Here is a 24,483-nt window from a genome sequence, read left to right as displayed (position 1 = left end):
CGCCTGCGCGGCGCCTCAGGCGAAGGCCGGCTGTGCCTGCGGCAGGAACGCGGCCGGGGCTTCCTCGACGCGGTCGAAGGTGACCAGCTCGTAGGCTTCCTGGTCGGCCAGCAGCGCGCGCAGCAACTGGTTGTTCAGGCCGTGGCCCGACTTGTTCGCCACGTAGGCGCCGATCAGCGGATGGCCCACCACATACAGGTCGCCGATCGCATCCAGGATCTTGTGGCGCACGAATTCGTCGCCGTAGCGCAGTTCTTCGTTGTTGAGCATGCGGTGCTCGTCCAGCACGATCGCGTTGTCCAGGCTGCCGCCACGCGCCAGGCCCATCTCGCGCAGGGCCTCGACCTCGTGCGCAAAGCCGAAGGTGCGGGCGCGGGCGATCTCGCGCACGTAGCTGGTGTCGGCAAAGTCGATCGAGAAGGTCTGGCCGGTCTTGTCGACCGCCGGGTGGCGGAAGTCGATGGTGAACGACAGCTTGAAGCCGAAGAACGGCTCGAGCCGCGCCAGCTTGTCGCCCTCGCGCACTTCCACCGGCTTCTTGACGCGGATGAAGGTCTTCAGCGCGTTCTGCTCTTCAATGCCGGCCGACTGCAGCAGGAACACGAAGGACGCGGCGCTGCCGTCCATGATCGGGATTTCCTCGGCGTCGACGTCGACATAGAGGTTGTCGATGCCCAGGCCGGCACAGGCCGACATCAGGTGCTCGACGGTCGAAACCCGCGCGCCATCCTTCTGCAGCACCGACGCCAGGCGCGTGTCGCCGATGGCCGACGCGGCCACGGGAATCTCGACGGCCTCGGGCAGGTCGACGCGGGTAAAGACGATGCCGGTATCCGCCGGCGCGGGACGCAGGGTCAACGTGACCTTGCGGCCCGAGTGCAGGCCGATGCCAACGGTCTTCACCAGGGATTTGATCGTGCGCTGTTTGAGCATGACAGCCTCAACTATTATTAAAATCTATCGTATGATTTTTCTGATTAAGGGATTTTACCACCACCTGAAGGGCGTTGCAGCCGGGTTTTGTTTCCGGCTGTTAACACAGTATTAATAAGTTACGTATTATCCACGTTTACCCGGGTCACTGTGTCAGCCGCGCAACGCTGCCAGCACCGCCTCGGCACTGCTGACGCGGAATTCGCCCGGTGCCTCGAGGTCCAGCCGGGCGACGACGCCGTCGTCGATCACCATGGCGTAGCGCTTGGAGCGCACGCCCATGCCGCGCCCGGTCAGGTCCTGATCCAGGCCCAGCGCGCGGGTCCACTCGGCGCTGCCGTCGGCCATCATGCGCACCGTGCCGGCGGCGTGCTGCTCACGGCCCCAGGCGCCCATCACAAAGGCGTCGTTGACCGACACGCACCAGACCTCGTCGACGCCGGCTTCGCGCAGCGCGGCGGCGTGCTGTACAAAGCCCGGCACATGCTTTGCCGAGCAGGTCGGCGTAAAGGCGCCGGGCAGGCCGAACACCACGATCTTGCGGCCGCGGACCAGGTCCGCCACCTTGAAGGCATTGGGGCCGAGCGCGCAGCCATTGCCTTCGGTATCGAAGAATTCCTGCAGCGTGGCGTCGGGGACGCGGGAACCGACAGTAATCATGAGTCGTGGTCTCCTGGGTTTTCTGAAGGATAGTCCGGATGCCGGGGTGCGGAGTCGCGCCCCGGCGCAGGGCAACCTCAGGATCATAGGCGTCGTGCCCGCATTGCCAAAGCCGGATCACATCCGGTGACATCCCGCGCGAATCCGATACACCTTGCTACAAAGACGTCCGCGCGACGCACCTTTTGGGTGCGCCGCGCGGACGACGATACATCCCGACCGGGAAGGCGGGAAACCAGTCCGGGGAGGCGGCCGGCGGCACGCCCGTCCCGGCGACGGGATGCGGGTGAGGCTCAGTCCGGCGCAGGCGCGGCGCCGCCAGCAGCCCGGCGGTTCACGTCAGTCCATGCAAGGCACGCGCGGATAGGGAGCGCACGTGCATCGCGACAAGGCGACGCGTTCCGTCAGGCGGCCGGTGGAGGCACCGATGCCGCGCCAGGCAGGGCTCAGTCTGCCTGCTTGCGCAGGAAGGCCGGGATATCGTACGTATCCACACCCTTCTCCTGCAGCGCGGCGACGTGGGCCGATGCCGACTCACGCGAGCTGCGCCACACTGCCGGCGTATCCAGGTTGCTGTAGTCCGGCGAGCTGTGCGTGGCCGCGGCGGCGCTCATGCTGGCCATCATCTGCACCGGCATGTTGTCGGTGCCGGTCTTGAGCAGGGTCATCGGCTGTTGCTTCTTGGCCGAGCGGCCCAGGCCCGTGGCCACCACCGTCACGCGCAGCGCATCGCTCATCGAGTCGTCGTACACCGTACCGAAAATCACGGTCGCATCTTCCGCGGCGTAGCTGCGGATGGTGTTCATGACTTCCTTGGTTTCCGACAGCTTCAGCGAACGGCTGGCGGTGATGTTGACCAGCACGCCGCGCGCGCCGGACAGGTCCACGCCTTCCAGCAGCGGGCTGGCAACGGCCTGCTCGGCCGCCAGGCGCGCGCGGTCCACGCCCGACACGGTGGCCGTCCCCATCATGGCCTTGCCCTGCTCGCCCATCACCGTCTTCACGTCTTCGAAGTCGACGTTCACCAGGCCGTCAACGTTGATGATCTCGGCAATGCCGGCCACCGCGTTGTGCAGCACGTCGTCGGCGCACTGGAAGCACTTGTCCATCTCGGCGTCGTCGCCCATCACTTCGAACAGCTTCTCGTTGAGCACCACGATCAGCGAGTCGACGCTCGACTCCAGCTCGCTGGAACCGTGTTCGGCCACCTTGGCGCGGCGCGCGCCTTCGAAGTCGAACGGCTTGCTGACCACGCCCACGGTCAGGATGCCCATTTCCTTGGCAACCTGCGCCACGATCGGGGCGGCACCGGTACCGGTGCCGCCGCCCATGCCTGCAGTGATGAAGACCATGTGCGCGCCACGCAGGGAGTCGGCAATCTGCTCGCGCGCCTGATCCGCGCAGTTGCGGCCGACTTCCGGCTTGGCGCCGGCGCCCAGACCCGTGTTGCCCAGTTGCAGCACGCGCGAAGCGCTCGAGCGCTTCAGGGCCTGCGCGTCGGTGTTCATGCAGATGAATTCGACGCCTTGCACGCCGCGGCTGATCATGTGCTGCACGGCATTACCGCCCGCGCCGCCCACGCCGACCACTTTGATGATGGTGCCGTCCTGCACTTCCGTTTCGATCATGTCAAAGTCCATCACTGCCTCCGAGAAAAATCAGTCCCCAGACGATGCAGCCTCCCCGCCGCAACCCCTGGTTTCTGAACAAGAAACCAATAAAAAAGAAAACCAGAAAACTTCCACTCAGCACGCAGGCCTGTCCGGTAGACCGCCCTGCCCGCGCGCCGTTGCATCGTCAGCGCGTCAATTTCCGCATGGATCAGAAATTGCCGACAAACCATTCCTTCATGCGGGTCCACACCTGCTTGACCGAGCCGCTCTGCACGGCGACCTTGCGCCCGCGCATGCGTTGCACGCGGCCTTCCAGCAGCAGTCCCATCACGGTTGCGTAGCGCGGGCTCTTCACCACCTCGTGCAGGTTGCCGCGGTACTCGGGCACGCCCACGCGCACGGGCTTGAGGAAGATGTCCTCGCCCAGCTCGACCATGCCCGGCATCATCGCAGTGCCACCGGTGATGACCACGCCGGACGACAGCAGTTCTTCATAGCCCGACTCGCGCACCACCTGGTGCACCAGCGAGTACAGCTCTTCGATACGCGGCTCGATCACCGCCGCCAGCGCCTGGCGGCTGAGCGTGCGCGTGCCGCGGTCGCCCACGCCGGGCACCTCGATCATGTCTTCGGGGTCGGCAATCGCCTGCTTGGCGATGCCGTACTGCATCTTGATGTCCTCGGCATCGGGCGTCGGCGTGCGCAGCGCCATCGCGATGTCGTTGGTGATCTGATCGCCGGCGATGGGGATCACGGCCGTATGCCGGATCGCGCCTTCGCTGAAGATGGCGATATCGGTGGTGCCGCCGCCGATGTCGACCAGCACCACACCCAGCTCCTTCTCGTCCTCGGTCAGGACCGCCAGGCTCGAGGCCAGCGGCTGCAGGATCAGGTCGTGCACTTCCAGGCCGCAGCGGCGCACGCACTTGACGATGTTCTGCGCGGCGCTGACCGCGCCGGTGACGATATGCACCTTGACTTCCAGGCGGATGCCGCTCATGCCGATGGGCTCGCGCACGTCTTCCTGGCCGTCGATGATGAATTCCTGCGTCAGGATGTGCAGGATCTGCTGGTCGGTCGGGATATTGACCGCCTTGGCGGTCTCGATCACGCGCGCCACGTCGGTCTGCGTGACCTCCTTGTCCTTGATCGCCACCATGCCGCTGGAGTTGAAGCTGCGGATGTGGCTGCCGGCGATGCCGGTGAAGACCTCCGAAATCTTGCAGTCGGCCATCAGTTCGGCCTCTTCCAGCGCCTTCTGGATGGACTGCACGGTGGCCTCGATATTGACCACGACCCCTTTCTTCAGACCCTTGGACTCTGACTGGCCCATCCCGATCACCTCGTAGCCGCCGTCGGGGCGCAGTTCTGCCACCACCGCCGCCACCTTCGAGGTGCCGATATCCAGACCGACCAACAGGTCCTTGTATTCCTTGCTCATCGGGTTTTCTCCGCGTTCTTGCTCTTCAGTCGCGTCGGATTGCTGTTGGAAGTACCTGAAACCGCTGCTGCCGCCGCCGGCTTGGCCGCGTTCGCTGCTTTCACCGTTTTCGTTGCCTTCTCGGCCCTGACCGCCGCCGCGATCTGCGCGTCGGTCAGGAAGCGGGCATTGGCGGCGCGTATGGAAAAGCCGTTGGGATAGCGCAGGTCGGCATACTCGATCTGGCTGCCCCATTGCTGGGTGACCTGCGGCCAGGCCGCGACAAAGCGCCGGACCCGCTGGTCCATCGCCACGCGTTCCTCGTCGTTCTGCTCGCGGCCCAGTTCGATCTCCATGCCGTTGGACAGTCTGGCGCGCCAGGCATAGCGGCCGGACAGCGCCACTGCCAGCGGCTCGGCCTTGAGCGGCTTGAACCACTGGCGCATGACCTCGAGCTTCTCGATCACGTCGCCCTCGCTGTCCGGCGGCCCGTCCAGCGCCAGCAGCTGTGCGTCTTCTTCCGCCTCGGCGGTGTTGGCGACAAAGACCTCGCCGTAGGTATTGATCAGGCGCCCGCTTTCGGGCGAGCCCCAGGTGCCCAGCGCCTCGTGTTCCTCGACCTCGACCGCCAGGCCGTTGGGCCACTCGCGCCGCACGCTGGCACGCCGCACCCACGGCACCGATTCGAAAGCCTGCCGCGCCGTGTTCAGGTCCAGCGTGAAGAAGTTGCCGGTCAGCTTGCCCAGCGCGCTGGCGCGCACGCTGGGCGCGTTCACGTGGCGCAGGGCGGCGCCGTCCATCGGGCCGATCTCCACATGGGTGATGGCGAACACCGGCCGCTGCGCCAGCCACAGCAGGCCTGCCGCGAGCGCCATCAGCACCACCAGCGCGTACAGCGCGGAGGCGATCAGGTTAAGCAGGCGTGCGTTATGCCACATGGTCCGGTACGGTCCTGTTCGGTTGCGTTATTCGGGTTTCCAATGCTCGTTCGGATGCAGGTCCAGCGTTGCGGCGGCCACCACCTGCATCACGAAGTCCTCGTAGCTGATGCCGACCGCGCGCGCCGCCATCGGCACCAGCGAATGGCCGGTCATGCCGGGCGAGGTATTCATCTCGAGCAGGAAAGGCTTGCCGTCGGCGCGCAGCATCACATCGGCGCGCGCCCAGCCGCGGCAGCCCAGCACGCGGTAGGCCTGCACCGCCAGCGCCTGGACTTCGCCTTCGACTTCAGGGTCCAGGCCCGACGGGCACAAGTATTGGGTATCGTCAGTAAAGTACTTATTTTGATAGTCGTAGTTGGCTTCGGGCGCGACGATGCGGATCACCGGCAGCGCTTCGGCGGTGTCGCCCTCGCCCACGATCGGGCAGGTCAGCTCGGCGCCGTCGATAAAGGTCTCGGCGATGACGTCATTGTCCAGCGCCGCGGCCTTCTCGAAGGCCGCGCGCATCTGGTCCGCCGCGGTGACCTTGGTCAGGCCGATCGACGAGCCCTCGCGCGCCGGCTTGACGATCAGCGGCAGGCCCAGGTCGGCAGCCACGGCGTCGAAGTCGGTGCCGGCATGCAGCATGGCAAAGCGCGGCGTGGCCAGGTCGTGGGTCATCCACAGGCGCTTGGTGGCCTGCTTGTCCATGGCCATGGCCGAGGCCAGCACGCCGCTGCCGGTGTACGGCACGCCCAGCTGCTCGAGCAGGCCCTGGATGGTGCCGTCCTCGCCGTAGCGGCCGTGCAGCGCAATGAAGACGCGGTCAAAGCCGGCCGCGGCCAGCTCGGCCACGCCCTGCAGGCCCGGGTCAAAGCCATGCGCGTCCACGCCGCGCGACTGCAGCGCGGCCAGCACGCCGTTGCCCGACATCAGCGAGATCTCGCGCTCGGCCGAGCGCCCGCCCAGCAGCACGCCGACCTTGCCCAGCGATTTGGGATCGATATTGGGATGGGCGACGAAGCTCATGCCTGGCTCCCTTGCTGGTGCGACACCAGTTGTCCGGGCACGCCTCCGATCGAGCCCGCGCCCATCGTCACGACCACATCGCCGGGCCGGACGGCATTCAGGATGGCCTGCGGCATGTCTTCCATCTGCTCCACGAAAACAGGTTCTACCTTGCCGGCCACGCGCAGCGCGCGGGTCAGCGCACGGCCGTCGGCGGCCACGATCGGGGACTCGCCGGCGGCATAGACCTCGGCCAGCATCAGGGCATCGACGGTGCCCAGCACCTTGACGAAGTCTTCAAAACAATCCCGCGTACGGGTAAAGCGGTGCGGCTGGAACGCCAGCACCAGGCGGCGTCCCGGGAACGCGCCGCGCGCGGCGGCCAGCGTGGCCGCCATCTCCACCGGGTGGTGGCCGTAGTCGTCCACCAGTGTGAAGGTGCCGGCGCCGTCGGGCGTGGCCACCTCGCCGTAGCGCTGGAAGCGCCGGCCCACGCCGTGGAATTCGCGCAGCGCCTTGACGATGGCGGCATCGGGTACTTCCAGCTCGGTGGCGATGGCGATCGCCGCCAGCGCGTTCTGCACGTTGTGCAGGCCGGGCAGGTTCAGCACGATCTCCAGCGGCGGCTCGGCATGGCCGTTGAGCTGGCGCTGCACGGTGAAGTGCATCTGGCCGTCGACGGCGCGCGCGTCCACGGCACGGATCTGCGCGTCTTCGGCAAAGCCGTAGCGCACCACCGGCTTGGACACGAACGGCAGGATCTCGCGCACGTTGGGGTCATCCACGCATAGCACCGCGATGCCGTAGAACGGCAGCCGCTGGGTGAACTCGATGAACGCCTGCTTGAGCCGGGCAAAATCGTGCCCGTAGGTGTCCATGTGGTCGGCATCGATATTGGTAATGACCTCGATGACCGGGAACAGGTTCAGGAACGATGCGTCCGACTCGTCGGCCTCGGCCACGATGAAGTCGCCCGTGCCCAGGCGCGCATTGGCGCCGGCCGAGTTCAGGCGGCCGCCGATCACGAAGGTCGGGTCCAGCCCGCCTTCGGCCAGCACCGACGCCACCAGGCTGGTGGTGGTGGTCTTGCCGTGCGTGCCGGCGATGGCCACGCCCTGCTTCAGGCGCATCAGCTCGGCCAGCATCACCGCGCGCGGCACCACCGGGATGCGCTTGCTGCGGGCGGCCAGCACTTCGGGGTTGTCGCCGCTGACCGCGGTCGACACCACCACGGCATTGGCGCCGGTCACGTTGGCCGCGTCATGCCCGTGCATGACCGTGGCGCCCAGCGACGCCAGGCGCCGCGTGGCGGCATTGTTGCCCACGTCGGAGCCCGAGACCTTGTATCCAAGGTTCAGCAGGACCTCGGCGATGCCGCTCATGCCGGCCCCGCCGATGCCTACGAAGTGGATGTTTTTGACGATATGCTTCATTCGATTGCTGCTTGTATAGGCTTCAGTCCCTGGCCAGCTCGCTGCATACCTCGGCAACGCGCCGGGTAGCCTCTGGCCTGGCCAGTCCGCGCGCCAGGCGCGCCATGTCTTTCAACTGCGGCCGGGTCAGGCTGGCGATGGTCCGCGCCAGGCCTTCGGCCGTCAGGTCTTTTTGCTGCACGAGCAGGGCCGCGCCCTGTCCCGACAAAAACTTTGCGTTGGTGGTCTGGTGGTCGTCCACCGCGTGCGGGAACGGCACGAACAGCGCCGCCACGCCCGCCGCGGCCACTTCCGAGACCGTCATCGCGCCGGCGCGGCAGATCACCAGGTCCGCGTCGGCATAGGCCCTGGCCATGTCGTCGATAAACGGCAGGGTCTGCGCCGGCACCTGCGCGGCCGCATAGTTGGCGCGCAGCGTATCGATCTGCTTCGCGCCCGCCTGGTGCGTCACCACCGGGCGCTCGCCCTCCGGCAACAGCGCGATGGCCCTGGGCACCACCTCGTTGAGCGCCGCGGCGCCCAGGCTGCCGCCCACCACCAGGATGCGCAGCGGGCCGCTGCGCTGGTCGTAGCGTGCCTCGGGGGCGTCCAGGTGCGCCAGTTCCTCGCGCACCGGGTTGCCAGTCCATTCACTGCCGGGCAGCGCATCCGGGAACGCGCACAGCACGCGATCGGCCACCTTGGCCAGCACCTTGTTGGCCAGGCCCGCGATCGAGTTCTGCTCGTGCAGCACCAGCGGGCGTCCCAGCAGCGACGCCATCATGCCGGCCGGGAAGGTGATATAGCCGCCCATGCCCAGCACCACGCTCGGGCGCACCCGGCGTAGCGCGACGATGCTTTGCCAGAACGCGCGCAGCAGGTTCAGCGGCAGCAGGAACTTGGTCACCAGCCCCTTGCCACGCAGGCCCCCGAACTGGATGAACTCCATCGGGATGTCGTGCTTCGGCACCAGCGTGGCTTCCATGCCGGTGCGGTTGCCCAGCCACACCACTTTCCAGCCCTGCTCGCGCAGCGCCTGTGCGACCGCCAGCCCCGGGAACACATGTCCCCCGGTGCCGCCGGCCATCACGAGCAGGGTGCGCGGTGCGGTCATACCTTCCCTCCGCGCATCAATACTCGATTTTCATAGTCAATGCGCAGCAGGATCGCCAGGGCCACGCAGTTCATCAGGATCCCCGAGCCGCCGTAGCTCACCAGCGGCAGCGTCAGCCCCTTGGTCGGCAGCAGGCCCAGGTTCACACCCATATTGATAAAGGTCTGCCAGCCGACCCACACGCCGATGCCCTTGGCCACCAGGCCGGCAAAGGTGCGGTCCAGCTGCAGCGCGGTGCGGCCGATATTGAAGGCGCGGCGCACCAGCCAGTAGAACAGTACGATCACCACCAGCACGCCGATAAAGCCGAATTCCTCGCCGATCACCGCCAGGATGAAGTCGGTATGCGCTTCGGGCAGGTAGTGCAGCTTCTCAATGCTGCCGCCCAGCCCCACGCCCGTCCACTCGCCGCGGCCGAAGGCGATCAGCGAGTGCGTCAGCTGGTAGGCCTTGCCCAGCGCATTGCTCTCTTCCCACGGGTTCAGGTAGGCGAAGATCCGCTCGCGCCGCCAGGGCGACGCGGTGATCAGCAGCGCGAACGCGCCCACCGCCACGCCGACCAGCCCGGCGAACAGCTTGCCGTTGATGCCGCCCAGGAACAGGATGCCCATTGCCACGGCGGCGATCACCAGGAACGCGCCCATGTCGGGTTCCAGCAGCAGCAGCATGCCCACCACCACCACCGCCACGCCCATCGGCAAAAAGCCCTTGGACACGGTCTGCATCCACTCCTGCTTGCGCACGGTGTAGTTGGCGGCATACAGCACCACCGCCAGCTTCATCAGCTCCGACGGCTGGAAGTTCATCACGCCCAGTGGAATCCAGCGCCGCGCGCCGTTCACACCCTTGCCGATGAAGGGCACCAGCACGATGACCAACAGGACCAGCGCCACGATAAAGAGCTTGGGCGCATAGCGGTCCCACACTTTCACCGGGATCTGGAACGCGGCCAGCCCGACCGACAGCCCGATCAAGAGCGCAAACGCGTGCCGCAGCAGGAAGTGGCTTTCGCGGTAGTTGGCGTAGCGCGGCGAGTCCGGCAGCGCGATCGAGGCCGAATAGACCATCACCAGGCCGAGCGCGAGCAGCACGATCGACACCCACAGCATGGGCTGGTCGTACTCCATCATGCGCGAGCGCGTCGGCTTGACGCCCGACACCGCGTCGCGCAGGCCACCCCAGGCATTGCCGATGGTGGCGCCGATAAAACCGCTGCGCTTGACCTGTGCGTCACTCATGGCAGGATCCCCCGGGACAGGGCCAGTTCTTCCACCGCGCCGCGGAAGACCTCGGCGCGATGCACGTAATTGCGGAACATGTCGAGGCTGGCGCACGCCGGCGACAGCAGCACCGCATCGCCGGCTTCGGCCAGTTCGGCGGCCCTGGTCACCGCCTCTTCCAGCGTGGCGGCGTCGGCGAGGCTCGCGCCGCTGCCCTGCAACGCGTCGCGAAGCTCACCCGCGGCGCGGCCGATCAGCACCACCGCGCGCGCGTACTGCGCCACCGGCGCGGCCAGCGGCGAGAAATCCTGGCCCTTGCCTTCGCCGCCGGCGATCAGCACCACGCGCTTGTCCAGCCCCGACAGCGCGGCCACGGTGGCACCCACGTTGGTGCCCTTGCTGTCGTCGAAGTACTCGACGTCGTCGATGGTGGCGACCCACTCCACGCGGTGCGGCTCGCCGCGGTACTCGCGCAGGCCGTGCAGCAGTGCGTTCATCGGCAGGTCGATGGCACGGCACAGCGCCAGCGCGGCCATCGCGTTGGTGGCGTTGTGCATGCCGCGGATATGCAGCGCATCGGCCGGCATCAGCCGCTTGTGGCGCACCGGCACGGCGTCCTGGACCACGTCGGCGGCCTTGCGGCGGCGCAACTTGCCCTCCCCTTCCGCTTCCGAATCGGGTTCGGCCAGCACCATCCAGGGCATGCCGCCCTCGCGCAGGATGCCGAAGCTGCCCGGCGTTTCCGGCAGTTCGGTGCCGAAGGTCAGCAGCGTGCGCCCGGGGCGCGCCATGTCCATGGTCAGGCGGTCGTTGCGGTTGAGCACCTGCACGCAGCCGCTGTCGGCCGGCCCGAAGATGCGGGCCTTGGACGCGGCATAGGCTTCCATCGAGCCATGCCAGTCCAGGTGGTCCTGGGTGACGTTGAGCACGGTGGCCGCGGCGGGTGCCAGCGTGTGCGTGGTTTCCAGCTGGAAGCTGGACAGCTCCAGCACCCACACCTCCGGCAACGACGCCGAGGCGATGCAGGCCGACAGCTTGTCCAGCGCCGACGGGCTGATATTGCCCGCCACCGCCACGCTCTTGCCGGCGCGCTCCACCAGCCGGCCGGTCAGCGCGGTGGTGGTGGTCTTGCCATTGGTGCCGGTGATGGCCAGGATCTTCGGCGCGTAGCCCGACTCGGCCTCGAGGTGGCGCAGCGCGCGCACGAACAGTTCGATCTCGCCCCACACCGGGATGCCGCGCGCCTGCGCCGCGGCCAGCAGCGCGCCGGTGCCGGCTTCCAGCGGCGACAGGCCGGGGCTGATCGCCACCAGGCCGATGCCGTCGAGCAGGCTTTCGGCGAACGGGCCGCCGACGAACTCGGCCGAAGTCAGCTCGGCCTGCAGGAAGACAAGATTGGCGGGGGCCTCGCGCGTGTCGGCCACGCGCACCGCGCAGCCGTTCAGGCCACACCAGCGCGCCATGGCCAGCCCCGACTCACCGAGGCCCAGTACCAGCACATGAGGTTTCTGCAGCTCGCCAAACACTTCGATTTCCTGCCTTTTTGTTTCCTGTATCTATATAGAGAGCGCCGTCAGTCCCTGACCTGCGCAACCATTACCGCAACTTCAGCGTCGACAATCCGATCAGCACCAGCAGCATGGTGATGATCCAGAAGCGCACCGTGACCTGCGTTTCCTTCCAGCCGCCCAGCTCGAAATGGTGGTGCAGCGGCGCCATCCGGAACAGCCGCCTGCCCTCGCCATAACGGCGCTTGGTGATCTTGAACCACGTCACCTGCAGCATCACCGACAGCGTTTCCACCACGAAGATGCCGCCCATCACGAACAGCACGATCTCCTGGCGCACGATCACCGCCACCGTGCCCAGCGCGCCGCCCAGCGCCAGCGCGCCGACGTCGCCCATGAATACCTGCGCCGGGTGCGCGTTGAACCAGAGGAAGGCCAGGCCCGCCCCGGCCAGCGCCGAGCAGAAGATCAGCAATTCGCCCGCGCCCGGGATATGCGGGAACAGCAGGTACTTGCTGTAGACCGAGCTGCCCATCACATACGCAAACACACCCAGCCCGCTGCCGACCAGCACCACCGGCATGATCACCAGCCCGTCCAGGCCGTCGGTCAGGTTCACGGCGTTGCTCGAGCCCACGATCACCAGGTAGGTCAGCACGATGAAGCCGGCCACGCCCAGCGGATAGCTGATCTCCTTGAAGAAAGGCACGATCAGGTTGGACTTGTACGGCATGTCCAGCGACAGCCCGCCCTCGACCCAGCTCAGGAACAGGTCCCACACCCTCACGTTGCTGCTTTCCGACACCGAGAACGCCAGGTAGACCGCGGCCACCAGGCCGATCAGCGTCTGCCAGAAGAACTTCTCGCGGCTCGACATGCCGCGCGGATCGCGATACACCACCTTGCGGTAGTCGTCCACCCAGCCGATCGCGCCGTAGCCGAAGGTGACCAGCATCACGACCCAGATAAAACGGTTGCCCCAGTCGCACCACAGCAGCGTCGACACTGCGATCGAGACCAGTACCAGCACGCCGCCCATGGTCGGCGTGCCGGCCTTGACCAGGTGGGTCTGCGGGCCGATGGTGCGCACCGCCTGGCCGACCTTCAGCTCGGTCAGCTTGCGGATCACCCACGGACCGAACGCCAGGCCGATCAGCAGCGCGGTGAGGTTGGCCATCACCGCGCGGAAAGTCAGGTAGTTGACGACCCGGAGGAAGCTGTAGTCGTTTTGCAGCCACTGGGCCAGTGCCAATAACATCGTGTTGTCTTATTTAATGTGCGGAAGTGTCTGCGACCAGCGCCGCGACCATCCGTTCCATGCGCATGAAGCGCGATCCCTTCACCAGCACGGCGCCCGCTTGCGCCACCATGCCCCCGCTGTCTTCCTCCAGTGCCTTCACCAGGTCTTCTGCGGCGCCGAAATGCCGGGCGTCCGCACCGAACGCCTGCACCGCATGCACGGCCAGTTCGCCGGTGGCCCACAGCGTGTCGACGCCGCGCGCCTTCGCGTAGGCACCGATCTCTTCGTGGTATGCCGGCCCCTGCTCGCCCACTTCGCCCATGTCGCCCAGCACCAGCACGCGCGGCGCGGCAAAGCCGGCCAGCACGTCGATGGCGGCGCGCATGGAGTCGGGGTTGGCGTTATAGGTGTCGTCGATGACGACCGTCCCACCCGTCGTGTACTTGACCTGCAGCCGGCCCTTGACCGCATTGAAGCCGGCCAGGCCCGACTGGATCGCCGGCACGTGCACGCCCGCGGCCAGCGCGCAGGCGATGGCGGCGAGTGCGTTGCGCACGTTGTGCGCACCCAGCAGCGCCAGGCGCACGTCGAAGGCATGGCCAGGCGCGCGCACCTGCATCACCTGGGCACCGTCGACCAGCGTCACAGTGGCGTGCACATCGGCGCGCTGCGAGGTGCCGAACGACAGCACGCGGCGCGCGCCCGCAGCCTCGCGCCACACCGGCGCGTGGGCGCCGCCGCTTTCCGCGTCGAGCGGGTACACCGCCACGCCGCCGGCCGGCAGCGCCGCGATCGCGGCGGCGTGCTCGTGGGCGACGGCTTCCACGCTGACCATGAACTCCTGGTGCTCGCGCTGCGCGTTGGTAATCACCGCCACGGTGGGCTGGGCAATGCCGGCCAGGTAGACGGTCTCGCCCGGATGGTTCATGCCGAGTTCAAGCACCGCCAGCTTGTGCGTGGCGCGCAGGCGCAGCACCGTCAGCGGCAGGCCGATATCGTTGTTCAGGTTGCCCCCGGTGGCCAGGCGCTGCGCCTCGCCCACCGCCGCGGCAAAGATGGCCGCGATCATTTCCTTGACCGTGGTCTTGCCATTGCTGCCGGTCACCGCCACCGCCGGCAGCGTGAACTGGCGGCGCCAGCCGGCACCCAGCTCGCCCAGCGCGACGCGGGTATCGGGCGCGACGATGGCCGGCACACCGGCATCGACCTCACGGCTGACCAGCACCGCGGCGGCGCCGCGCGCCACCACGTCGGCGATAAAGTCGTGCGCGTCGAAGCGCTCACCCTTGAGGGCAACGAACAGGTCGCCGGGCCCGACGCTGCGGCTGTCGGTGTGCACGCGCGAAAACTTCACGGCGCCGTCGCCGCAAACGCGCGCGCCGGCGATCCAGCCGGCGGCTTGCTGCAAGGTAGTCATTGGGGTCTGGCTCATGCCGATACTCCGCGTGTGGCCAGTGCCAGGCGTACATGTTCGCGATCGGAGAACGGGCGCTTGCGGCCCTGGATCTCCTGGGTGGCCTCATGGCCCTTGCCCGCCACCAGCACCACGTCGGCCGCGGCTGCGTGCCTGACGGCATAGAGGATGGCGGCGGCGCGGTCTTCGATCTGGCGCCCGCGCGTGCGCTCAGCCATGCCGTCGGCAATGGCTTCCAGGATCTCCTGCGGGTCTTCGCTGCGCGGGTTGTCGCTGGTCAGGATGACCTTGTCGGCCAGGCGCTCGGCCACCGCGCCCATCAGCGGGCGCTTGATGGGATCGCGGTCGCCGCCGCAGCCGAACACGCACCACAGGCGGCCGTTGCGCGCCTGCGCCACCGGTCGCAGCGCGGCCAGGGTCTGCTCCAGCGCGTCGGGCGTGTGGGCGTAGTCGACCACGGCCAGCGGCGCATCGGGGCCGCCGCCGGCACCGAACAGCTCCATGCGTCCTTCCACCGGCGTCAGCGCGCGCAGCGCGGCAATGGCCGCGTCCCACGCCACGCCGTTGGCCAGCGCCGCGCCCAGCACCGCCAGCAGGTTGCTGACGTTGAAGGCGCCGATCATCGGCGTGGCCATGTCGGCGCTGCCGAAGCTGCCGTCGATATGGAAGGCGGTGCCGGTGGGCGTGGCGCGCAGGTTGGTGGCGCGCAGCCACTCGCCGCGCGGGCGGCGCACCGTGGCCGCGCCGGGGCCGTCGATGCCGTATTCGATCACGTGCGGCGCGGCAATGGCGGCGGCGTCGGCCGCCAGCTGGCGCTGGCCCATGGCGTCGTCGCGGTTGATGACCGCGGTGCGCAGGCCGTCCCAGCGGAACAGGCGGATCTTGGCGGCCTCGTACTCGGCCATCGAGCCGTGGTAGTCGAGGTGGTCCTGGGTCAGGTTGGTCAGCACCGCCACCGAGAAATGCGTGCCGGCGACGCGTTCCTGCTCTAGGCCGTGCGAGGACACTTCCATCGCCACCGCGCGCGCGCCGGCGTCGTGCAGCGCGGCCAGGCTGGCCTGCAGCTGCACCGCGTCGGGCGTGGTGAAGCCGGTGGCCTGCAGCGCGCCCGGGAAGCCGGTGCCCAGCGTACCGATGGCCGCGCAAGGCGTGCCGGCGGCCTGCAGCACCCGCGCCAGCCACTGGCTGCACGAGGTCTTGCCGTTGGTGCCGGTGATACCGGTCACTGCAAGTCCGCGCGCCGGGTTGCCATGCCAGCCGGCGGCGACCGGGCCGGCCAGCTGGTACAGGTGGCTCAGGGCCAGGTGCGGCACGACGTCGCCGAACGGCCAGTCGAAGCCGTCGGCCTCATAGACCACGGCACCGGCGCCGGCGGCAATCGCCTGGGCGATATGGGGCCGGCCGTCGGTGGCCAGGCGCTCGTTGCCGAGCACGTAGGCAAAGAACACATCGCCGCGCGCCAGGCGCCGGGTATCGCCGCTCAGCTGCGCCGCGGCGGACACGTTGGTACGCAGCCAGGCCAGCGCGTTGCTGGCCTGGGCGGTGACCTCGAGGGGGAGCAGGGGCTTGGCCGTCATCGGGTCGATCTCATTGGGTCGAACTCCACGGTTCGCTCTCCTGCACCTTGTCGCTGACCACCAGCTGGCGGATCGGCGAGTCGGGCTGGACATTCAGTGCGCGCAGCGTGCCGCCGGTGATGGCCGCGAACGCCGGGCCGGCCACCAGGCCGCCGTAGTGGCTGCCGGCGGTGGGCTCGTCCACGCTGACGGCGACGATGACGCGCGGGTTGGACATCGGCGCCAGGCCGATGAACGAAGCGCGGTACTTGCTGCGGTTATAGCCGCGGCCTTCATGCTTGTACGCGGTGCCGGTCTTGCCGCCGACGCGGTAGCCCATCACCTGCGCCTCGGGGGCGGTGCCGCCGGGCGCGGTCACGGTCTCGAGCATGGCGCGCACATCGCGCGCCACCTGCGGCGACAGGATGCGTTCGCCAGTGACCGGACCGTTGGTGCGGAACATCGACACCGGGATCAGCTCGCCGTCATGCGCGAAGATGGTGTAGGCATGAGCCATCTGGAACAGCGAGACCGACAGGCCGTAGCCGTAGGACATGGTGGCCTGTTCGATCGGACGCCAGCTCTTGAACGGGCGCACGCGGCCGGCCACGGCGCCGGGGAAGCCGATCTTGGGCGCCTGGCCGAGGCCGACGCTGGTAAACATGTCCCACATTTCCTGTGGCTTCATCAGCATCGCGATCTTGGTCGTGCCGATGTTGCTCGACTTCTGGATCACGCCGCTCACCGTCAGGGCCCCGTAGTTGTGGGTATCGCTGATGGTCGCGCCTTCGAAGTTGTACTTGCCGGTGGTGGTGACCACCGTGGACGGCGTCACGCGCTTGAGCTGCAGCGCCAGGCCGATCGTGATCGGCTTCATCATCGAGCCCGGCTCGAAGGTGTCGGTCAGCACGCGGTTGCGCAGCTGCTCGCCGGACAGCCGGCTGCGGTCGTTGGGGTTGTAGGTGGGCCAGTTGGCCAGCGCCAGCACTTCGCCGGTCTGGGCGTCCAGCACCACCGCGCTGGCGGCCTTGGCCTTGTGGCGCTCGACCACGGCCTTGAGCTCGTTGTAGGCCAGGTACTGGATCTTGGCGTCGATCGACAGCTGGATGTCCTCGCCGTCGCGCGGCGTCTTCAGCACGCCGACGTCCTCGACCACGCGGCCCAGGCGGTCCTTGATCACCTGGCGGGCGCCGGCACGGCCGGCCAGGCCGGGTTCGCGCGCCAGTTCCACGCCTTCCTGGCCGCGGTCTTCCACGTTGGTGAAGCCGACGATATGCGCCATCGCCTCCCCTTCCGGGTAGAAGCGCTTGTATTCGCGGGTCTGGTGGATGCCTTCGATCTTCAGCGCGGCAATCTTGTCGGCGACGTCAGGCAGCACCTGGCGCTTCAGGTAGACAAAGCCCTTGTCCTCGGACAGCTTCTTGCCCAGGTCCTTCTCGGACATGCCGAGCAGCTTGGCCAGCTGGCTGATCTTGGCGGCGTCGACCTGGTTGGGCACGTCTTCCGGCACCGCCCAGATTGCCTTGACCGGCAGGCTGGTGGCCAGCACCAGGCCATTGCGGTCCAGGATCTTGCCGCGCGTGGCGGGCAGCTCCAGCGTGCGCTGGAAGCGCTTCTTGCCCTCGGCCTCGTAGAACTGGTTGCCCGGGCCCTGGATCCAGGCCGCGCGCACGGCCAGCGCGGCGAAGGCCGCGAACATCAGGAACACCACCAGCTTGGAACGCCACATCGGCAGGCGCAGGCCCAGCACCGGGCTGGCCGAAAACTGGCCGCTGCGCGGGCGCGAGGCGGTGCCGTTGCGGTCGCGGCGGGGCGGGTTGGGACGGGCCATGCTCATCGGCGCGCCTCCGCGGCACTGGCCGGCGCCGCCTCGGCGGGCGGCGGCAGCACGATGCCGGACAGGTATTGGGTCTTGCCGGGGTTGACCGGCGCCATCTTCAGTTGCGCGCGTGCCGTATCGGCAATGCGCGCGCTCTTGCCCAGCGCGCTCTGCTGGTACTGCAGGCGCGACCAGTCGATATCGAGCTGCTTCTCTTCAGCCTGGGCCCGCTCCAGTGCGACGAACAGCGTGCGCGCCTGGTGCTGCGCGCTCACCAGCGACAGCGCGCACAGGATCAGCGCGGCGAGCAGGAAGAAGGTCAGGCGGTTCATGCGCGCGCACCTCCGCCGGCAGGCGACGCTACCGGGGCCAGCTTCTCGGCCACGCGCATCACGGCCGAGCGCGCGCGCGGGTTGGCGGCCACCTCTTCGGCACCGGGCTTGTAGCGGCCGAGCAGGCGCAGCGTCGGTTGCGGCAGGTCGGCCGCGCGCAGCGGCGCGCGGCGCAGCGCCGGGTCGGCATCCTGCTGGGGACGGGCGTGCGCCGCCATGAACCGCTTGACGATGCGGTCCTCCAGCGAGTGGAAGCTGATCACCACCAGGCGCCCTCCGACCTGCAGCAGTTCATATGCCGCCTTCAGCCCTCTTTCGAGGTCCTCAAGCTCTTGATTGACGTGAATCCGTAGAGCCTGAAAGGTGCGGGTCGCAGGGTCCTGACCCTTCTCGCGTGTTTTGACGGCTTTCGCCACGAGCGCGGCAAGGTCGGCAGTAGTGGCGATGGGTCCGCCATCGCCGGGTTCGCGCCGGCGAGCAACAATCGCCTTTGCAATCTGTACAGCAAACCGTTCTTCCCCATAGTCTCGTATCACCCTGGCAATGTCCTGCTCATCCGCCTGCGCCAGCCACTGGGCGGCAGTGATGCCGCGCGTGGTGTCCATGCGCATGTCCAGCGGGCCCTCGAAACGAAAGGAAAACCCCCTCGCCGCCTCATCGATCTGGGGCGAGCTGATCCCCAGGTCGAGCAGCACGCCAGCCACGTGGCCGCGCCCCGACAGGCGTTCGGCCATGGCCGCAAAGCTCGCGTGCTCAATGGAGAAGCGGGCATCCTTGATGGTGCCCGCTTCTGCGATTGCTGCTGGGTCCTTGTCGAACGCAACCAGGGCCCCGTCTGGCCCCAGCCGGGCAAGCACCGCCCGGCTGTGCCCTCCCCTGCCGAAGGTGCCGTCGACGTAGACCCCGTCGGGCCGCCAGACCAGAGCCTCGACGGCCTCGTCCAGCAGCACGGTGCGATGGTGCAGGGCGGGGGTTGCCGGCGTTCCGGTAGGACTCATGACTTCGTCAGAAAGAGAAATTCTTCAATGCTTCGGGCATGCCCTGCGCCATCGCCTGCTGTTCCTTGGCGGCGTAAGTCGCGGCATCCCACACTTCGAAATGGCTGCCCATGCCGAGCAGCATGACTTCCTTGTCGAGCAAGGCGGCACTGCGCAGCTCCGGTGCGATCAGCACCCGGCCCGCGCCGTCCATTTCCACGTCGGCGGCGTTGCCCAGGAAGATGCGCTTCCACCAGTGCGCATCCATCGGCAGCGCTGCAATGCGCGTGCGGAAGTTTTCCCACTCGGGCCGGGGAAACAGCAGCAGGCAGCCATCCGGGTGCTTGGTCAGCGTCACCCGGCCCTCGGCCTGCTGTTGCAGCGCCTCGCGATGCCGGGACGGAATGGACATCCGCCCCTTGGCATCCAGCGAGAGTGCCGATGCTCCCTGAAACAAGCTCGCTCCCGGTCCCTGCAGGCCAGTTGCCGGCCGGCATTCGCGTGCATCCTTCTGTTCCGACTATGACGAGATCATCCCACGGTCGGGGCCCAATTTCACACAAAAATACACTTCCTCACACTATTTCCCACTTTAGAGGAAGCGATATGGGCGGTCAAGGCTGCAGGCAGGGCAGCAAACGAGATTTTTTGAATCAGAACAATGACTTAGCGCGCACACTTCACGCACCGAAAAAGTGAATCCTTAATGAAATGAAGATCTTAGGGAGGAAAGCAGAGAAACCACCTGAGAACCACTTGAGGGGGAACTGCCGGCCGCGCGGGAAAGACCTGTCCCGTCGCGCGGAGAAAGGATACAACAATTGCCCGCCAGCCCCACTGAATCCAGGGCCCGGCGGCGGTCGGGCAGGTTGCTTCAGACCCGCGTCAGATCCGATAAGCGGCAGTGGTCATCACGCGCGACGCGCCGCGCATCAGCGCCCGCACCGGCGCGGGCAACGGCATTCCGCCGGCATCGCGCGCGGCGTCGCCATGGCGGATCTCGTCGTCGCGCATCTGCTCGAGGATGGCGCGCGAGCGGCCGTCGGCCTCGGGCAGGCGGTCCAGGTGCCCGCCCAGGTGGTGCTCGACCTGGCGCTCGGTCTCGGCGACGAAGCCTAGGCTGACGCGGTCGCCCGCGCGGCCGGCCACCCAGCCGATGGCAAAGGCGCCGGCGTACCACAGCGGATTGAGCAGGCTCGGACGCGACCCCAGCTCGCGCAGGCGCTCGGCGCACCAGGCCAGGTGGTCTTCCTCTTCGCGCGCGGCGGCATCCATCTGCGCGCGCACCGCGCCGTTGCGCGCCGTCAGCTTCTGCGCCTGGTACAGGGCCTGCGCGCAGACCTCGCCGACATGGTTGATGCGCATCAGGCCGGCCACATGGCGGCGTTCGTCGGCGCTCATCTGTTCCGTGTCCGGCGCCAGCCGGTCAGCCGGGTTGGCGCGCGCCGAGCGCGTAGCGCCGGCGATGGCGCGCAATGCCACGTCGAATTCTTTGATCAGGGTGTCCATGTCGCAGAGGCGGTTGGTCTTGGTTCCCGGCAGTCCCTGCCATGGTGGGGTGCGCAGCCGTGGTGCGGCACGCGAGGAGGCCATCGGGGTTACCCGCATTGTAGCTTGCCTCTAATCGGCGCCAGCCCGCATCGCGCCTTGTATTGATACGCCCGGCTACTCAGAAACCCTGAGTTGTTAAAACCAGACAAAGGGGGTGGAGCCCGATAGTGAATGAAAAGTTGTTTGTTACAGTACTTCGCAACTTCCAACGAAGTTTGACGCATGGGGGATGGAGACCAACAGGAGGTTCTCCCGCGCAGTCACCAATAATTCTTACAGTGGAGATCAACGAGCATGAAGAAATCGCTTCTGGCGCTGGCAGCGCTTGGCACATTTGCTGGGGCGGCGCAGGCCCAATCGAGCGTGACCCTGTATGGCGTGGTCGATGCCAATATCGAGTACGTCAATAAGGTCGGCACGGTGCCCGTAGCAGCCAACGGCTTCAATCCCGGTCCGTCCAATCGCGTCTTCCGCCTGAATTCCGGCGGCCTGTCAGGGTCGCGTTGGGGCCTGCGCGGCACGGAGGATCTCGGTGGCGGCCTGAAGGCGATATTCGTGCTCGAAAGCGGTTTCAACCTGGACACCGGCACCTCGCAGCAAAGCGGTCGCCTGTTTGGCCGCCAGTCGTATGTCGGCCTGCAAAGCGACAGCTTTGGCCAGCTTACCTTCGGCCGCCAGTACACCTCGATGTTTGACGCGCTCGCCAACTTCTCGCCGACCGGCTACGTCACCCAGTACGAACCCGTCGTACTGCAACAAGGCCCCAACTACCGCTCGGACAACGCGATCAAGTACGTCGGCAAGTTTGGTCCGGTCACGGCGGGAGCCCACTGGTCGTTCGGGAATGGCACGGCCTTGCCGGCTACGGTCGGCGTGGCAACGCCGATCGGCGGCAACGGCGAAGTCCCGGGCCAGTTCCGGCGCGACACGGCCTACGGCGCAGGCGTGGCCTACGCCGCAGGCCCGTTCGGTGCTTCCATTTCCTACGACCAGTGGAATCCGACCATCGGCACCGGCAACGGCACCGTCAAGAAAGCTGCCGCTGCAGCAAGCTACAGCTTCGGCCCGGCCAAGATCATGGGCGGCTACCGTTGGGGCCAGAACAAGAACGCGGCTGACGTGCTGATCCAGCGTGACGACTTCTACTGGATCGGTGCCAACTACCAGGTCACTCCGGCCATTGGCCTGACGCTCGAGTACAACTACGACGATCTCAAGAACCTGTACGGCAACAAGAACGTTGCCAACCCCTGGCAAGTCGCGTTCATTGCGAACTACGCCTTCTCCAAGCGTACCGATGTGTACCTGACCACGGCCTATGCCAAGAACGCCGGCCTGACGATGGATTCGCTGGCGACCGGGTTCGCCACGAGCCTTTCCCTTGCCAACAGCTATGTGCTGGCCAACGGTCAGAGTTCGATGTTCGGCGCAGCCGTGGGTATCCGCCACAAGTTCTAAGCGTATCCCGCTTGCATTGCAAAGGCACCTCCGGGTGCCTTTTTTCATTGGCGCGCGCTGCATCTCCATAGGGCATCACCTCATCGGCGCCACGGCGGGCGCCGACTAGAATGCACTGACCCTACCCGCCCCCCGGGGCATCAAGAGCGGGCCAACACCAGGAGACCAGGCATGCAACCCAATCGCCGGCGCGTCGTTGCGCTGCTGCTGTCCGCCAGCCTTGGCGCGCTCGCCAGCCAGCCGGCGCTGGCCGCCGATCCGTACCCGGCCAAGCCGATCCGGCTGGTGGTGCCGTTCGCCGCCGGCGGCACCACCGACATCCTGGCCCGTGCTGTGGCTGCCGAACTGGCCAAACTGCCGGGCTGGAACGTGGTGGTCGACAACAAACCCGGCGCCGGCGGCAATATCGGCGCCGACATCGTCGCCAAGGCCGCGCCCGACGGGTACACGCTGCTGATGGGCACCGTCGGCACCCACGGCATCAACCAGTCGCTGTACGGCAAGCTGCCGTTCGACCCGATCAAGGACTTCGCGCCGATCACCGAGGTGGCAGCCGTGCCCAACGTGCTGGTGCTCAACCCGGCGTTCGCGCAGCAGAACAAAATCGACAGCGTCAAGGACCTGATCGCCTACGCGCGCGCCAATCCCGGCAAGCTCAACATGGCCTCCAGCGGCAACGGCACTTCGATCCATCTGGCCGGGGAACTGTTCAAGACGCAGACCCGGACCTTCATGGTCCACTTCCCGTACAAGGGCAGCGGCCCGGCGCTGACGGACCTGGCGGGGGGCACCATGCAGGTGATGTTCGACAACCTGCCCTCGTCGATGGCGCTGATCAAGAGCGGCAAGCTCAAGGCGCTGGCCGTCACCAGCGCCAGGCCGTCGCCGGCGCTGCCCGGCGTGCCGACCGTCGCCCAGGCCGCGGGCCTGCCGCAGTACGAAGCCAGTTCCTGGTTCGGCATGTTGGCGCCGGCCGGCACGCCGCCGGACATCGTCCACCGTATCCGGCAGGAAGTGGCCAAGGCCCTGGGCGCCCCGGCCGTGCGCGAGCGCCTGCAAGCGCAGGGCGCCGAGCCAGTCGGCAACACGCCGGAGCAGTTCGCCGCATTCATCCACGCCGAAACCGCCAAGTGGGCCAGGGTGGTCAAGGATTCCGGCGCCAAGGTCGATTGACGCGGATTTGATCGCCGGCAGGGCGGCGGCGCGCATCGCGCATATACTTGAGGCATCAAATGTCGGCCGCCCGCAGCGCGGGTGGCCCCTGGCGGCTGTTGCCGCACACCGCGCACCGATGCACTGAAGATGCCAATCCCGTCCCCCGCCGCCGGCGCCGAGAGCGCGCCGGTCGACCTCGAAACCCGTGCCGATCACACCGAGCACGAAGCCCTGCGCCTGTGGCTGCGGCTCCTGACCTGCACCAACCTGATCGAAGGCGATATCCGCTCGCGGCTGCGCCAGGACTTTGCCTGCACCCTGCCCCGCTTCGACCTGATGGCGCAACTCGACCGGCACCCCGAAGGCCTGAAGATGGGCGAGCTGTCGCGCCGCATGATGGTGACCGGCGGCAACGTCACCGGCATCACCGACCAGCTGCAGCAGGAAGGGCTGGTCTCGCGCGAGGCGCTGCCCACCGACCGCCGTGCCTACCTGATCCGCCTGACCCCGGCCGGGCGCGCCGCGTTCTCGCGCATGGCGCGCGCGCATGAGGACTGGATCGAGCAACTGCTCTCGGGCTTGGCCGAGACCGACCGCCGCGCCCTGTTCCGACTGCTGGGCCGGCTCAAGACCGGCCTGATCTCGCCATGAAACCGCTTGCCGTCCTTACCCTGTGTGGCCTGCTGCCGGTGCTGGCTGCCTGCGCCAGCTCGCCCCAGCCGCCGCAGGTCGCGCCGGTGAACGCCACCATCAAGCTTGGCCGCGTCACCGAGAAGACCTTCCTGACCCGCCTGGACGTAGCCCAGGTGCCTCCCTACTATGGCGGCGGCACCAGCGTCGGCGTGGGCGCCGCGGGTGGCGGTGGGGGCGGCGGCGTGGGCGTGGGCTTTGCCTTCGACCTGAGCCAGCTGTTCAACAAACCCGCGCCGGTGCAGCAGGTCGACCTGTTCCAGTACAAGGTACGGACCATGGACGGCGCGATCGTGTCGGCCAACGCGCCGGCGGCGCCTGGGCTGGAGCCGGGGGCGTGCGTGCGGGTGATCTACCCCGACGGCAGCCAGGAGGCCCGCCTGGCGCCATCGAACGAGTGCTGAGCCGCCGCGGCGCGGCCTGAAAGCACAACGGCCTCCGCGCAGGAGGCCGTTGTCGTTTGCGGCGACTGCCGCCTGGGTC

Annotated in this window: 22 protein-coding genes; 4 read left to right on the top strand and 18 right to left on the bottom strand. The window is 67.5% G+C overall.

From position 1 onward, the window contains the following. Positions 1-15 precede the first annotated feature (15 nt). The 18 genes from lpxC to coq7 all read right to left on the bottom strand — a co-directional run bounded on the left by lpxC (position 16) and on the right by coq7 (position 20,655). A complete protein-coding gene (gene lpxC, locus DN412_RS16895; protein ID WP_035826759.1) occupies positions 16-933 on the bottom strand; it encodes a UDP-3-O-acyl-N-acetylglucosamine deacetylase in 918 nt (305 codons plus the stop codon). 153 nt (positions 934-1,086) lie between these two features. Next, the gene (locus DN412_RS16890) at positions 1,087-1,593 is read right to left on the bottom strand and encodes a peroxiredoxin (protein ID WP_078197974.1); all 507 of its coding nucleotides are present in this window, start codon (positions 1,591-1,593) and stop codon (positions 1,087-1,089) included. Between the two features lie 446 nt (positions 1,594-2,039). Then, positions 2,040-3,233, bottom strand: a complete 1,194-nt coding sequence (gene ftsZ / locus DN412_RS16885; protein ID WP_115212682.1) for a cell division protein FtsZ — start codon at positions 3,231-3,233, stop codon at positions 2,040-2,042. 181 nt (positions 3,234-3,414) lie between these two features. Further along, positions 3,415-4,647: a cell division protein FtsA gene (gene ftsA / locus DN412_RS16880; protein WP_115212681.1), complete on the bottom strand. Its 1,233-nt coding sequence runs from the start codon at positions 4,645-4,647 to the stop codon at positions 3,415-3,417. Beyond that, the gene (locus tag DN412_RS16875; protein WP_115212680.1) at positions 4,644-5,564 is read right to left on the bottom strand and encodes a cell division protein FtsQ/DivIB; all 921 of its coding nucleotides are present in this window, start codon (positions 5,562-5,564) and stop codon (positions 4,644-4,646) included. Before DN412_RS16875 ends, ftsA begins: the two co-directional genes overlap by 4 nt. Before the next feature lie 27 nt (positions 5,565-5,591). After that, positions 5,592-6,575 carry a D-alanine--D-alanine ligase gene (locus DN412_RS16870; RefSeq protein WP_115212679.1) on the bottom strand — a complete coding sequence of 328 codons (984 nt, stop codon included), beginning with the start codon at positions 6,573-6,575 and terminating at the stop codon, positions 5,592-5,594. Beyond that, on the bottom strand, positions 6,572-7,987 hold the full coding sequence (gene murC / locus DN412_RS16865; protein WP_078197979.1) for a UDP-N-acetylmuramate--L-alanine ligase: 1,416 nt from the start codon (positions 7,985-7,987) through the stop codon (positions 6,572-6,574). The genes DN412_RS16870 and murC overlap by 4 nt, the downstream gene beginning before the upstream one ends. Before the next feature lie 22 nt (positions 7,988-8,009). Next, positions 8,010-9,080 carry an undecaprenyldiphospho-muramoylpentapeptide beta-N-acetylglucosaminyltransferase gene (murG, locus tag DN412_RS16860; protein ID WP_115212678.1) on the bottom strand — a complete coding sequence of 357 codons (1,071 nt, stop codon included), beginning with the start codon at positions 9,078-9,080 and terminating at the stop codon, positions 8,010-8,012. Then, positions 9,077-10,318, bottom strand: a complete 1,242-nt coding sequence (gene ftsW, locus DN412_RS16855; RefSeq protein WP_078197981.1) for a putative lipid II flippase FtsW — start codon at positions 10,316-10,318, stop codon at positions 9,077-9,079. The genes murG and ftsW overlap by 4 nt, the downstream gene beginning before the upstream one ends. Further along, positions 10,315-11,826, bottom strand: a complete 1,512-nt coding sequence (gene murD / locus DN412_RS16850; RefSeq protein ID WP_115212677.1) for a UDP-N-acetylmuramoyl-L-alanine--D-glutamate ligase — start codon at positions 11,824-11,826, stop codon at positions 10,315-10,317. The genes ftsW and murD overlap by 4 nt, the downstream gene beginning before the upstream one ends. A gap of 70 nt (positions 11,827-11,896) precedes the next feature. Then, complete coding sequence (mraY, locus tag DN412_RS16845; protein ID WP_115212676.1) at positions 11,897-13,066, bottom strand: phospho-N-acetylmuramoyl-pentapeptide-transferase; 1,170 nt, start codon at positions 13,064-13,066, stop codon at positions 11,897-11,899. A gap of 13 nt (positions 13,067-13,079) precedes the next feature. Further along, positions 13,080-14,480: a UDP-N-acetylmuramoyl-tripeptide--D-alanyl-D-alanine ligase gene (locus DN412_RS16840; RefSeq protein ID WP_115212675.1), complete on the bottom strand. Its 1,401-nt coding sequence runs from the start codon at positions 14,478-14,480 to the stop codon at positions 13,080-13,082. After that, complete coding sequence (locus DN412_RS16835; RefSeq protein ID WP_115212674.1) at positions 14,477-16,039, bottom strand: UDP-N-acetylmuramoyl-L-alanyl-D-glutamate--2,6-diaminopimelate ligase; 1,563 nt, start codon at positions 16,037-16,039, stop codon at positions 14,477-14,479. Before DN412_RS16835 ends, DN412_RS16840 begins: the two co-directional genes overlap by 4 nt. Before the next feature lie 10 nt (positions 16,040-16,049). Further along, entirely contained in the window at positions 16,050-17,855 is a 1,806-nt protein-coding gene (locus DN412_RS16830) for a peptidoglycan D,D-transpeptidase FtsI family protein (RefSeq protein WP_115212673.1), read from the bottom strand. Next, positions 17,852-18,169, bottom strand: a complete 318-nt coding sequence (gene ftsL / locus DN412_RS16825) for a cell division protein FtsL (protein ID WP_114134140.1) — start codon at positions 18,167-18,169, stop codon at positions 17,852-17,854. Before ftsL ends, DN412_RS16830 begins: the two co-directional genes overlap by 4 nt. Beyond that, entirely contained in the window at positions 18,166-19,167 is a 1,002-nt protein-coding gene (gene rsmH / locus DN412_RS16820) for a 16S rRNA (cytosine(1402)-N(4))-methyltransferase RsmH (RefSeq protein WP_115212672.1), read from the bottom strand. The genes ftsL and rsmH overlap by 4 nt, the downstream gene beginning before the upstream one ends. A gap of 7 nt (positions 19,168-19,174) precedes the next feature. After that, on the bottom strand, positions 19,175-19,603 hold the full coding sequence (mraZ, locus tag DN412_RS16815; RefSeq protein ID WP_078197989.1) for a division/cell wall cluster transcriptional repressor MraZ: 429 nt from the start codon (positions 19,601-19,603) through the stop codon (positions 19,175-19,177). Positions 19,604-20,031: 428 nt separating this feature from the next. Then, entirely contained in the window at positions 20,032-20,655 is a 624-nt protein-coding gene (gene coq7, locus DN412_RS16810; protein WP_115212739.1) for a 2-polyprenyl-3-methyl-6-methoxy-1,4-benzoquinone monooxygenase, read from the bottom strand. Between the two features lie 336 nt (positions 20,656-20,991). Between coq7 and DN412_RS16805 the strand changes: the two genes are divergently transcribed. The 4 genes from DN412_RS16805 (at position 20,992) to DN412_RS16790 (ending at position 24,404) form a co-directional block, all read left to right on the top strand. Beyond that, the gene (locus tag DN412_RS16805) at positions 20,992-22,155 is read left to right on the top strand and encodes a porin (RefSeq protein ID WP_115212671.1); all 1,164 of its coding nucleotides are present in this window, start codon (positions 20,992-20,994) and stop codon (positions 22,153-22,155) included. Between the two features lie 171 nt (positions 22,156-22,326). Next, entirely contained in the window at positions 22,327-23,328 is a 1,002-nt protein-coding gene (locus tag DN412_RS16800) for a tripartite tricarboxylate transporter substrate binding protein (protein ID WP_115212670.1), read from the top strand. A 129-nt stretch (positions 23,329-23,457) separates the two neighbouring features. Continuing rightward, positions 23,458-23,961: a MarR family winged helix-turn-helix transcriptional regulator gene (locus tag DN412_RS16795; protein ID WP_115212669.1), complete on the top strand. Its 504-nt coding sequence runs from the start codon at positions 23,458-23,460 to the stop codon at positions 23,959-23,961. Further along, positions 23,958-24,404, top strand: coding sequence for a hypothetical protein (locus DN412_RS16790; protein ID WP_115212668.1), 447 nt, complete (start codon positions 23,958-23,960; stop codon positions 24,402-24,404). Before DN412_RS16795 ends, DN412_RS16790 begins: the two co-directional genes overlap by 4 nt. Positions 24,405-24,483 lie beyond the last annotated feature (79 nt).

Source organism: Cupriavidus lacunae (genome assembly GCF_003353055.1).
Taxonomy (GTDB): Bacteria; Pseudomonadota; Gammaproteobacteria; order Burkholderiales; family Burkholderiaceae; genus Cupriavidus; species Cupriavidus lacunae.
The sequence above is the reverse complement of the archived record's forward strand: the minus strand, read 5'-3'. Positions and strand labels throughout refer to the sequence as shown.